The sequence below is a fragment of the Terriglobales bacterium genome, assembly GCA_035561515.1.
GTDB lineage: Bacteria > Acidobacteriota > Terriglobia > Terriglobales > Acidobacteriaceae > DATMXP01.
The window spans coordinates 1-11,250 of the sequence record DATMXP010000010.1; the positions used below are offsets into that span (position 1 = coordinate 1).

Consider the following 11,250-nt stretch of genomic DNA (forward strand, 5'->3'; position numbering starts at 1 on the left):
CTTATATGTAGCGCCCGTGCCGCGCATAAGTGCTTTATTTTGTTATAGGAACCCAAAAGAGGGGGGGAGGGGGGGTACCCCGGCCATTCACCCTCAGCGGTCCAGGTGCCACAACCCACAGAAACGTTAAAGACTCCGGACCACTCGGCAGGGGTTACCCACCGCGAGACTGCGGGCGGCGATGTCCCGGGTGACAACGCTGCCGGCGCCAATGACGGAATCGTCGCCGATCGTCACACCAGGACAGATGAGGGCGCCCCCACCGATCCAGACGTTCCGGCCGATTATGACCGGTGAGGCAGCTTCGAGTCCGCTTTCGCGGATGCCCGGATCCAGCGGGTGCCAGGCCGTATAAATATGGACGCCGGGTGCGATCTGGGCGTAGTCGCCGATCGAGATACGATTGCAGTCCAGGAAGACGCAGTTGTAGTTGACGAACGAATTACCGCCCATCGAGATATTCGAACCGTAATCACAGAAGAAGGGTGACCGGATTTGCGTCGCCTCCCCAATGTGGCCGAACAGTTTTTGTAGAAAAGTGAAGCGGGTTTCAACATCTTCGTTAGGGATGGCGTTGAACTCGCGCAACAGCCGCTGCGCGCGCGACAACTCCGCCACCAATTCCGCGTCGGTGGACCGATAGAGTTCACCCGCGAGCATCTTCTGTTTCTCGGGCTGCTTTTCGGACATCAGTGGTGAGAACCTCAACGAGGGAAGAAGGTTTCACCTGTACCAATTCCATGACCCGATGGTTAAACTTCAGCGACCGTCGTTGCGTTCCGCAGTGACACCGTTCTATACTGAAACTTCTCAGGAGGATCGTCTTCAGCTGTACCGGAGATCGAACTCGGGTCCGAGAGGCCCTCTTCCGACGACGAAGAGGCTCCGTAGTAAGTAACGTCGTGCGTACGGCGCTCGACTGCGTAGTGACCCTCCTGTTCCCCACAGACTGCCGCCTTTGCGCGCTCCCGCTGAATGTAAGTTCCCGCTTGCCCGTTTGTCCTGACTGTCTCTCCGCGATCGAACCTGTCGAAGGGCATCGTTGCCTGCTTTGCGGGGAAAGACTCTTTTCGGGTGTCGCCCAGACCCTTTGCGGCGAGTGCATGAGGGAAGTGCCGCCTTACGAAAAGGCGACCGCTTACGGCAGCTATGAAGCTGGATTGCGTGAACTGATTCACCTTCTGAAGTACGACCGCGTCATGCCAGCCGCTGACATCCTTGGCCGCATGACTGCGGAAGCCCTTCAAGACATTACCTCCGACTTCGGTTCCGACCTGCCTCTGGTCGTGCCCGTTCCGCTGCACGAAACCAAACGGAAGCAACGCGGGTTTAATCAGTCAGAGCACATCGCGCAGGCGATGGTGAAAGCCAGCGGCTTGAAGCTGGAACTTGCTCCCGAGTTGCTGGAACGGAAGCGTCCGACGGAATCGCAGACAGGATTGACTCGTCAGCAGCGCATCGCCAACATGCGTGGCGCATTTCGTGCCACGAACTCAGTGCAGAAGCGCGACATCCTACTGGTTGACGATGTGTTCACGACAGGCACTACGGTTTCCGAATGCGCCCGTGTTTTGCGCAAGGCTGGTGCCGGAAAGGTTTGGGTAGCGACTGTTGCCCGCGTGTTGAAGGCAGAATCGTCTTTCGCGCGGGTAGAAGGAGAACAAGAGCATGCGCTGGCGATGGCGGCCGGCGCTTATGCGTAGCTTATGCACGCAAAGGGTCATAACACGATCAGGCCACAACCGATCAGCACCGAGCAGTTTCAACCGTTCACCCACGGCGGAAACGGACGCGGCACCATGAATCAACCGGTGCTCGTGTTGAATGCGTCCTATGAGCCGATCAACGTCTGCGCTGCCCGGCGGGCGATTGTCCTGGTGCTGAAGGGCATTGCCATGGCCGAAGAGAGCAACGGCGCGACGATGCATGCCGCGCGCCTGGCGATGCGTGTGCCCTCGGTGATTCGCTTGACGGAATACCGTCGTATTCCGCACCAGACCCGAGCCCTTTCGCGGAAGAACATCCTGCTGCGCGACCGGAACTGTTGCCAGTATTGCGGGACGCCATTACCCGCGAGCGAGCTCACGCTCGATCATGTGATGCCGCGTTCCCGCGGCGGAAGCTCGACCTGGGAGAACCTCGTCGCGTGCTGCCACACGTGCAACCGCCAGAAAGGGAACCGCACTCCGACGGAAGCCGGAATGAAGCTGTTGAAGGAGCCGCGTCCGTTCAACCTGCATACCAGCCGGCACATCATGCGGCTGCTGGGACACTCGGACGATAAATGGAGGAAGTATCTCTTCTACTGAGCGCTCGAGTAGAAACAATTCCTAAGCCTCCGGACGACCGGAGGCTTTACTATTCGCAGTGATGAAACCAGCGACGAAGTCCCGGAAGAAAGCGACACCCGAACTCGGCCTTGAGCTCGCACGCGAGTGGATGCGCCGGCACGCGCGGCCTCCGGACCCGGTGCCTCCGTTGTTTCACTACACGGGTGCGGGAGGCATTCGCGGTATCATCCGCAGCGACCGGCTCTGGGCCAGTGGCGCGCAATACATGAACGACTGGATGGAAGTCGTTTATGGATTCGAGATCATCATGAAGAACCTGCGCGAGTTGGTGGAATCGCGGAAACTGCCCGAGCGTTCGCAGCAGGTGTTTACGGAAGTCCTTCGGTTGATGAATGAGCCCGATTCGCCGTTCGTCGATGCCTACTTCGTTGCGTTCTGCGAAAAAGGGAACCTGCTCAGCCAGTGGCGGGCTTATGCGGGGACCCAGGGATTCGCCGCCGAATTCGATCCGCTTGTGCTCAAGGGTGAACTCACCCTCACGACGAATGCCCTGGGACGCAATCTTCGCCTGGCGAAGGTGGAATACGATCCGCGCAAGCAAGACAAGGGCCTGCAGGATTTAATCAGTGAACTGACGGATACGATCGAAACGCAGGTGCGGAACGGCAGCAAGAAAGCTCCCGGCCCCGAGGCTACGGTCGTGGAGTTTGCGCGTGTGGTTTTGTCGTCGTGGGCGGCAACAGTGAAGCATCCCGGCTTTGAAGAGGAGCAGGAATGGCGAGTTATCTTCCAACCCCTCATCACCGCGGAGGAACGCTACTTGTCGACCCAGGAATTTGCGGTTCGGCTGGAAGGCGAAGAGCTCGTCTCGCACGTGGAATTTATGCCGAACGCCAAGGTGGCTCCAAAACGCGGGAAGGAAGGGCCGAAGCTTCCGATCAAGTCCATCACATGCGGACCGAACGTTGCCATGCGTTCTGCGATGAGGGCGCTCGAGATCCTGCTCCGGAACAACGGCTACGAGTCGGTTGAAATCCGGAAGAGTGAGATCCCGGCGAGAAGCTGACCATGAGCCAAGACATCCTCGAAATTCGACCTCCGAAGCCGGACCAGCGCGTCCGCTACGGAGACGATCCGTTCCAATTTGCAGACATCCGCAGGCCTAAGAGGGGAGGTCCCTCGCAGGCTGTGATGATGATTCACGGCGGATTCTGGCGAGCGAAATACGATCTGGAGCACACGGGCGTGTTCTGCGCAGCGCTGACCGATGCTGGATTCACGACCGTAAATCTTGAGTATCGGCGGGTGGGGAATCCGGGCGGCGGTTGGCCTGGGACAGTGGAGGACATCCAGAGTGCATACAAGTTCTTCCGGCAGGATGCAAAGGAGTGGGGCTTCAAGAAAATTGTGGTGATGGGGCATTCCGCAGGAGGGCACCTCGCGTTGTGCCTGGCCGCCAAAGAACCAACGCTGGATGGCGCAATTTCGCTCGCGGGAGTTCTCGATCTCCAGAAGGCTTATGACCTTCACCTTAGCAACGATGCGGTGGTGGAGTTCATGGGTGGCACTCCAGCGCAATCCGCTGACCGCTACCGCGAGGCTTCTCCCTTCGACTTGCGCATCACGGTCCCGCAGGTGGTGATTACCGGCTCTGCCGACGAGGTCGTGCCGCCAGAGTTTTCGCGCCGCTATGTCGCTGAGAAGAGATCAAAAGGCGAGAAGGTGGAGTTGGTCGAGATCGCCGAAGCTGACCACATGGCCATGGTGGATCCGCGAACCAAAGCCTTCCCGGAGATTCTGAAAGCGGTAAAGTCCCTCACGGCGTAGCAGCAGGTCACATCGCGTGCCCGTTACCGCGAGACTTCTCCTTTACCCGCAGTGTTCGTTTCAACCGGGGCACGAGGACGGTGTAGTACTCGATCATCGCGGTGACTCTCTGAGGCTCCGATTTCATGGCGAGTAGCGACTGCTTGAAATCGAGATCCAAGGGTACCGATCCAGCCAAGTGGAAAGAGAGCTGAGCATCATCCAACTCGATCCCGCTCGCTTCTGCTCCGGCCAGCGCCAGGAGTTGTCCGTGCAACTCGATTAGTTTCTCGGCCTCGGGTTTGGGAGCCGGGGTGGCTTCGTCGTCGTCGAAAAATGTAACGTCGCCGCGAAGGAAAGCACGTTCCTGATCGAGCCCCTCAATCTGGAATCGCTTGCTGCCTTCGGTAACGATATCCAGTCGGCCATCGTCATACTTCTTTACCACCTCGGAGATGTCAGCCAGACATCCGATTTCGGCTACGGAACCCTCCTGGGCGCGAACAATTCCGAATGACTGGTTTTCGAGCAGGGCTTGACCGACCATCTCTTTGTAACGCTCTTCAAAGATGTGGAGGGGCATGGGGGCACCAGGGAGGAGGACGACGTCGAGCGGGAACAACGCGATCAAAGGCACCGAGTCATTGTAAGGCACGGGCCCGATTCCAGGAGGCATTGGCGAATGGCAATTTATCTTCCAAATGGCGCCGATGAACGCCTGTAAGTAGAAGAAAATCCAGAACTTTTCCGCGACTTTATTCGTAGTCAGGACCGTGGTTTCGAAACCAAACCAACCAGAGAACCATCTAACACCTTGTCGGCGCTCATAGTTCGGAAGGAAATGCAAGAGCAATCTGCTTCTTTGCTTCAAAAAGCCGTGGAAGCATGCTAAAATTCGAAGGTTTCTGCACCTATTTCCTGTTCTTCCCGCCGACACTGACATTCCGGGGAGGCAAACACTTCCTCGGCTGAGCGCCGTAAGGGGTACTCTGCATTGCCTATTGACGATAAGTACGACATTAAAAAGCTGATCGACGCTGGAAAAGAGAAGGGCTATCTCACGTATAACGAGGTCAATGACCTTATACCGCATGAGTTGCATTCGCCCGAAGACCTCGACGATCTGCTGACGACGATTGGTACCCAGGGCATTGACTTGCTTGAGGGTTCGAAGCTCCCGTCGTCCACACTGGAAAAACGCTTCGACGCTGAACTGAGCGAAGAAGGCGAAGAGGTCGAACTTGACCTGACGCCCGGCGCGCTTGAAAAAACTAACGATCCCGTTCGTATGTACCTGCGCGAGATGGGCACGGTCCCCCTGCTCACCCGCGAAGGCGAAGTGGAAATTGCAAAGCGCATTGAGCGTGGCCAGCTTAAGGTCCTCAAGGCGCTATCGCGGTCTCCGATTGTGGTGCGTGAAATCCTCGCTCTTGGCGAAGACCTGAAGAAGGGTGTTCGCTCCATCAAGGAAATCGTCACCTTCGACGAAGAGGAAATCACCGAAGAAGTCCTGATCAACCGGTTGAAAGACATCACCGGAAAGATTGACGAAATCGGGAAGTACTACAAGAAGGGCGCGGTCCTGACCGAAAAGCTGCAAGGTTTCCCGGTTGGGAAGAAGAAATCGAAAGAGTATCGCAAGTGCCGCATGTCGCTGGGCCGCGAACTGGTTAAGCTCTCTCGCGCGGTGCGCAAGTTGGGCTTCACCAATCCGGAGCGCAAGCGCCTGACCGACCGCCTGATGAAGATGGTCGAGCAGATGCGCGGGCTCGAGCGCCAGATCGACAGCACGGAACGCAAAGCCGAAGCCAGCCGCAACGACGAGCAGAAGAAGGAATTGCGCAAGCAGTGCCGGACTCTGCGCCAGGACCTCGAGCATCTCGAAACCGAAGCCGGCGCCACCGCCCATGATCTAAAGCGCACACAGCGCGACATCATCCAGGGCGACATGGACGCCGAGCAGGCGAAACGCGAGTTGATCGAAGCCAACCTGCGACTGGTGGTCTCAATTGCGAAGAAGTACACGAACCGCGGTCTGCAGTTCCTTGACCTGATTCAGGAAGGCAACATCGGCCTGATGAAGGCCGTGGACAAGTTCGAGTATCGCCGTGGTTACAAGTTCTCCACGTACGCAACGTGGTGGATCCGCCAGGCGATTACGCGTGCTATTGCCGACCAGGCCCGCACCATCCGTATTCCGGTGCACATGATCGAAACGATCAACAAGCTGATCCGCACGTCGCGTCAGCTGGTGCAGGAACTCGGACGCGAACCTACGTCAGAAGAAATCGCGAAGCGCATGGACATTCCTGTCGCCAAGGTCCGCAAAGTCCTGAAAATCGCACAGGAGCCCATCTCGCTGGAAACGCCGATCGGTGAAGAAGAAGATTCGCACCTCGGCGACTTCATCGAAGACCGCGCGGTAGTTTCACCGGCCGAAGCCGTCATCAACGTGAACCTGAAAGAGCAGACCGCACAGGTGCTGCGCACGCTCACACCGCGTGAAGAAAAGGTCATCAAGATGCGCTTTGGACTGGAAGACGGAAGCGAGCACACGCTCGAAGAAGTCGGCCAGTCGTTCGCCGTAACACGTGAACGTATCCGCCAGATCGAGGCCAAGGCGTTGCGGAAGCTGCGTCATCCGTCGAGGTCGAGGAAGCTGAGAGCGTTTATGGATGGAGTAAGGGACTAACTCACCGATAGCTGGAAAGGCCCGGTCTTTGGACCGGGCCTTTCCTTTCTTATTGTGTACGTACAAACGTCGCTCGAAACCTGCTCTGTCTCCTCGCGTGATTAGTTCTTCCGCTTCGCTCGTTCCGCCATGAGTCCCAGGGCGTATAAGCCCCCGTTTGCGTCAGCCGGTGGGTCCTGGTTCGCGAGAACAACCACGGTGTACGGCGAATTCAAAATGATGTACAGGTGCGTACTGACGCCCGGAAATCCGCCGCCATGACCGACCGCGGTCTGCCCGTACACTTCCTTGATTTCCATGGCATAGCCATACTTTCCGCCGAAGGCTGTGGTTTCGCCGCCGCGTGGTTTGGCCAGTTCCTCGAACGTGGCGCGACTCACGAGTTTGCCAGTGCGGAGCGCGTCGGCAAACTTGACCAGGTCGTCGGCGGTTGAGATCGCTCCACCCGCTGGACTGCCGATGTCGGCTTCCGCCTCACGCCAATATTTTGCCGGACCAGTTGGGCCGAACTTCGTATACGGCGTGACCATGCGCGGGTCGCGATGGGGGATATTGTTCGGGTCGCTATTCGTCATGCCGGCGGGCTCAAAGATGTGCTTGCGAATGTAGTCCGGGTACGCTTCGCCTGAAACCTTCTCGACGATTGCTCCCGCCAAGGCCAATCCGGCATTGCTATAGGCCCTATTGCTGCCCGGTGCAAACTGTGGCTCGTCTTTGTCGTAGAGGGGCATGAAATCAGAAGCCCGTTTTACGCCGTTTTTCATCATGTCCGGGGTGCGCTTCCCCAGGAAATCGCCCATACCGGATGTGTGGGTAAGAAGCATTCCCAGGGTTACCTTCTCGCGCACGGTCTGGTTCGGATAATCAGGGAAGAATTTTCCGATGGCATCGTCGAAACTGATTTTCTTCTGATCTACGAGTTGCCCGATTGCCGCTGCCGTGAACATCTTGCCTAGGGATCCCAACGTGAACTGCGTCGAACCGGTGATTGGAGTTTTGCTCGTGTGGTTCGCGTATCCTCCGGCGGCTGAAGCTATGGTCTTTGTCCCGCGCGCGATGCTGACGATGCCTGAGAACAAACCTGCTTGCGAAGCCTTCGCGATGTGCGACGTTAGCTCTCGTGCAATCGCCTCGTCGCTCAGGTGCTTGGGTAGCGATTCCTCGGGAGGAGTGGTGGGAAAGAACCTCGCCCGATCGATCTTGTCCTGGTCATTCAGTTCGATGCTGTAGTTGCTCCAAATGCCCGTCTTCCTTCCGACAACGAGCATCTCGATCGACTTCGACTCCGATCTCGTGACCTTGGCGATGCGATATCCGCTAGTGGCCGTGCATTCGTCATAGTCGTCCTGTGCGCGACCTTCAGCAGGAAACCGCTTCAGCGCGCGTTCAGAAAGGTTTTGCGATGTCCAGTTCGTCAATGCTTTGAGGTCTGGGGCATCACAGAGCTTGAACCAGGCAGTCATGATTTGCCCCGGCTTGGTCTCAGGCAAGGTCGCCGATGTTGTTTCCGCAGATGCAGCCGCCCCAAAAAGTACGACAAAAACTGCGAGCTTCTTCACGTTCAAACACTGTCTCCTTAATAGTGACGAAACGCTTAGACGAGACAAAATGCAATTGGTTTAGGTTCTTGCGGGAATTTTTCGAAGAAAAACGACGGACGATATCATCTGTACAGTACCCATGAAGCTAACTCAGCGCACACAACTCCGCCGCCTGCCCAAGCGTGGCGCGCACGATACCGAGACGATCCATCGGATTCTTGACAGCGCTTTCCTCGCACATGTCGGCTTCGTCGTAGACGGACAGCCTTTCGTGATTCCAACGCTCTATGGGCGCGACGGCGACAAGCTCTACATCCACGGCTCGGCCGCAAGTCGGATGCTGCGCGAGCTTTCGAGTGGTATACCGGCCTGTGTGACAGTCACTTTGGTTGACGGCATTGTGCTCGCGAGGTCAGCATTTCATCACTCCATCAATTACCGGTCCGTGGTGGCCTTCGGAACGGCGACGAAGATCGAAGGCGAGGATGCGAAGAACCACGCATTGCGGGTCATTTCCGAACAAGTGATGCGCGGGCGTTGGGACGATGTCCGACCGCCGAATGAGCAGGAGTTGAAAGCCACCAGCGTGCTCGAGTTCGTGATCGAAGAAGCGTCGGCAAAGATCCGCACCGGGCCGCCTGTGGACGACGAAGAGGACTATGCGTTGTCGATCTGGGCAGGCGTTCTTCCCATGGAAACGCGAGCGCTCACGCCAGTGCCGGACGCACGCTTGTCGCCGTCGGCGCGTATCCCGGATTATCTGCGCAGACATTCTTCAGAGGATCCCAGCTAGCTTCGGCATCGCTGTCTTGATAACGTGTCCGTTCAAGCGGGAGGGGAGCTGCTCCCGTTTCGGAATTCCCAAATTTGGAAATCGTTCCTTTTTCGCCGTGCGGACAGGAAATTTGTGAGTACAATGCGCGTGCAAGTCAGCTTCGGAGGGCCCGATGATGCCGGCTCGATTGCCTCGCGCGTTCATGTCTTTACTCCTCCTGTTATTCGCATTCCCTTTATTTGCACAGCGCGGAGCGCTCACGCGCCCAGTGACTCTTGCGCAGATGACCGAGCAGGCGGCGACGATAGTGCGGGGACGGGTCGCTTCCGTTGAGGTGGAACCTCATCCCGAATACAAACATCTGCGAACGGTTGTCGTTACACTTCGCGTGAACAAGTCGCTTAAGGGCAAAGCGGCCGAAACCCTGACCTTCCGTCAGTTTATCTGGGACGTTCGGGATGTTCGGTCGGCTGCGGGGTACCGCGCGGGACAAGACCTTCTGCTGTTTCTTAACCGCACGACTGAGATCGGCCTGACTTCGCCGGTAGGCTTGGAGCAGGGGCGATTTCGCTTATTCACGGACGCTCAAGGAAAGACATCGGCTGTAAACGGAGCCCGGAACTCCTACCTTTTTACCGACTCTATCGAGCAAGGTGCTCCGACGAGAATGTCAGCACTGTCAAGAAATGTGATCGCCAACTCAAGGAAACGTCCGGGTCCGGTGCCAATTGAGGTTGTTGAGGAGAGCGTGCAGGCGTACTTGCGCGAATCAGGGAGGTCCCAATGAGACGCGTGAGCGCATCGTTCCTGTTCACTCTGCTGTTCGTGATTCTGAAGAGCGTACCCGCCACTGCCGGAGGTCCCATAAGCGTAGGGGGGCCAACACTGGGCACGGAAGGTCAAGTCATCGTTTGGGATCAGTCTGCACCCGTCCAATATCGCATCGACGGCGGCCCGCTGGGACTGCTGACGAACTTGGGTGCATCCACCAGCGTGAGCAATGCATTCCAGCAGTGGACCCAGGTGCCCGGGTCTGCGTTGACGACTCAGAACGCCGGTTCCATACAAGGTGTTGCGGACAGTGATGTGAGTACGGTTGCAGAGTACGATGCCGTCTCCGCTTCGTGTGATGCCGGCGAACAATCTCCGATCATCTTCGATAACGGCGTCCTCATCGGACAGCTCACCGGTGATTCAAACGTGCTCGGCTTCAGTGGTACGTGCAAAATCTCCGCGCAAGGGAAGATCCAAACTGCTCTGACATTCCTTTCGCAGCCGTCGGACATGCCGACCGCATACCTGCAGGTGGAAATCCTTCACGAATTAGGCCACTTTCTCGGTCTTGAACACACCGATGTACTTGCCCCGTTCGAAACGGGTTGGACGCAGACTGACATCGATAACACTCCAACCATGTTCTATAACCTTATTACGCCTACAAGTGCGACATTGAAACCAGATGACAAGGCGTGGTTCGCCAAGCTTTATCCTGGCCAAAACTTCTCTTCCTACTACGGCAACATCTCGGGTGACATCCTGTTTCGCGACGGAATCACCCCTGTTCAGGGGATGTTGGTAATTGCCAGGCGAGTCGGCGAAACACACGTGACAGCCTTCTCCAGCGTGTCCGGATATCGTTTCACCAATAACATCGGGCAGAGGTATACGTCGGATTATCTGCCCTGCGTCCCTGCTTCAGCTTGCAGCGGAGGCACGTGGGGCGACAACCCTGGATCAGAGTTTGGCAGCCATAGCCCAACGCTGGCCGGACGTTACGATATCCCCGTTCTTCCCGGCAGGTACACAATCGAGGTGCGTTCTCTGTCCGATTCCGGGAGCATGGGGCCTTTTTATCCATCGGCACCGATCCCCGGTCCAGAGGAATACTGGGAGACACAGGAATCGAACGCAGATTGGGACATGTTTCACTCGTTCAACTGGCTGGCGCAACCAGGCTCCGTCAACGTTGCAGCCGGGCAGACGGTGAGCGGGATCAGTATCATCCTGAACGGTACGGACGAGACATACGACATTTTCGATAGCCCTCCCGCTCAACCTGCTTCGACATCACCTGCAGGAGCGGGAAGATGAAGAACAAAATCGTCCTCCTATCGTTTCTGATTTCAGCAATGCTGTGTCTACCGG

12 protein-coding genes are annotated in these 11,250 nt (G+C 57.1%); 8 read left to right on the forward strand and 4 right to left on the reverse strand.

The features are described 5' to 3' along the window. Positions 1–126: 126 nt before the first annotated feature. Complete coding sequence (locus VN577_04255; protein ID HWR14016.1) at positions 127–690, reverse strand: sugar O-acetyltransferase; 564 nt, start codon at positions 688–690, stop codon at positions 127–129. A gap of 62 nt (positions 691–752) precedes the next feature. Further along, a complete protein-coding gene (locus tag VN577_04260) occupies positions 753–1,040 on the reverse strand; it encodes a hypothetical protein (GenBank protein ID HWR14017.1) in 288 nt (95 codons plus the stop codon). A gap of 63 nt (positions 1,041–1,103) precedes the next feature. Here VN577_04260 and VN577_04265 point away from each other — a divergent pair, with 63 nt between their 5' ends. From VN577_04265 to VN577_04280, 4 genes are all read left to right on the forward strand, one after another. After that, entirely contained in the window at positions 1,104–1,703 is a 600-nt protein-coding gene (locus VN577_04265; GenBank protein ID HWR14018.1) for a ComF family protein, read from the forward strand. 3 nt (positions 1,704–1,706) lie between these two features. Continuing rightward, a complete protein-coding gene (locus VN577_04270; GenBank protein HWR14019.1) occupies positions 1,707–2,309 on the forward strand; it encodes an HNH endonuclease in 603 nt (200 codons plus the stop codon). Positions 2,310–2,370: 61 nt separating this feature from the next. Further along, positions 2,371–3,357 carry a DUF2971 domain-containing protein gene (locus VN577_04275; GenBank protein HWR14020.1) on the forward strand — a complete coding sequence of 329 codons (987 nt, stop codon included), beginning with the start codon at positions 2,371–2,373 and terminating at the stop codon, positions 3,355–3,357. 2 nt (positions 3,358–3,359) lie between these two features. Further along, complete coding sequence (locus VN577_04280) at positions 3,360–4,118, forward strand: alpha/beta hydrolase (protein ID HWR14021.1); 759 nt, start codon at positions 3,360–3,362, stop codon at positions 4,116–4,118. 7 nt (positions 4,119–4,125) lie between these two features. Here the strand turns inward: VN577_04280 and VN577_04285 are convergent, their stop codons facing one another. Continuing rightward, positions 4,126–4,752 (reverse strand): LON peptidase substrate-binding domain-containing protein, encoded by a 627-nt coding sequence (locus VN577_04285; protein HWR14022.1) that lies wholly within the window; start codon positions 4,750–4,752, stop codon positions 4,126–4,128. Between the two features lie 339 nt (positions 4,753–5,091). Here VN577_04285 and rpoD point away from each other — a divergent pair, with 339 nt between their 5' ends. After that, the gene (gene rpoD / locus VN577_04290; protein ID HWR14023.1) at positions 5,092–6,789 is read left to right on the forward strand and encodes an RNA polymerase sigma factor RpoD; all 1,698 of its coding nucleotides are present in this window, start codon (positions 5,092–5,094) and stop codon (positions 6,787–6,789) included. A gap of 101 nt (positions 6,790–6,890) precedes the next feature. On the opposite strand, the gene VN577_04295 is transcribed toward rpoD, so the two are convergent. After that, a complete protein-coding gene (locus VN577_04295; protein HWR14024.1) occupies positions 6,891–8,348 on the reverse strand; it encodes a serine hydrolase domain-containing protein in 1,458 nt (485 codons plus the stop codon). Between the two features lie 121 nt (positions 8,349–8,469). Between VN577_04295 and VN577_04300 the strand changes: the two genes are divergently transcribed. The 3 genes from VN577_04300 to VN577_04310 all read left to right on the forward strand — a co-directional run bounded on the left by VN577_04300 (position 8,470) and on the right by VN577_04310 (position 11,196). Next, entirely contained in the window at positions 8,470–9,123 is a 654-nt protein-coding gene (locus VN577_04300; GenBank protein HWR14025.1) for a pyridoxamine 5'-phosphate oxidase family protein, read from the forward strand. Between the two features lie 184 nt (positions 9,124–9,307). Next, positions 9,308–9,892 carry a hypothetical protein gene (locus VN577_04305; GenBank protein HWR14026.1) on the forward strand — a complete coding sequence of 195 codons (585 nt, stop codon included), beginning with the start codon at positions 9,308–9,310 and terminating at the stop codon, positions 9,890–9,892. Further along, a complete protein-coding gene (locus VN577_04310) occupies positions 9,889–11,196 on the forward strand; it encodes a hypothetical protein (GenBank protein HWR14027.1) in 1,308 nt (435 codons plus the stop codon). Before VN577_04305 ends, VN577_04310 begins: the two co-directional genes overlap by 4 nt. Positions 11,197–11,250 lie beyond the last annotated feature (54 nt).